Consider the following 421-nt stretch of genomic DNA (forward strand, 5'->3'; position numbering starts at 1 on the left):
CCGTGAAGGCCGCGTGCCACTTCACACGCTGCGTGCGGACATCGACTACGGTACCTCTGAAGCCAAGACCACCTACGGTGTGATCGGCGTCAAGGTCTGGGTCTACAAGGGTGACACGCTGGGCCGCAATGACCTGCCCGCCGTGGAAACGCCTCGTCCAGACGAAGAGCGCCGCCCACGCGGCCCACGCCGTGATGGCCGCCCAGGTGGCGACCGTCCAGGCGCAGGCCGTGGCCCACGTCGTCCTGTCGGTGGCAACGCCGCTCCGGCCGACGGCAGCGACAAGCCAGCGGAAGCTGGTGGCGCTGATAACACCGCCGTTAAGCGCGTACGCAAAGTCGCCGCGCCCGCTACAGCAGCGGACGGTAAAGGAGAATAAAGATGCTGCAACCTGCTCGCCGTAAATACCGCAAGGAGCAAA

General features: G+C 65.6%; 1 pseudogene. It reads left to right on the forward strand.

The annotated features are described in order from the left end of the window. A pseudogene (locus GPA27_RS28545) lies at positions 1-379 on the forward strand (hypothetical protein); the annotation flags it as partial. Between the last annotated feature and the right edge of the window lie 42 nt (positions 380-421).

The sequence above is a fragment of the Aromatoleum toluolicum genome (assembly GCF_012911005.2).
Classification (GTDB): Bacteria; Pseudomonadota; Gammaproteobacteria; order Burkholderiales; family Rhodocyclaceae; genus Aromatoleum; species Aromatoleum toluolicum.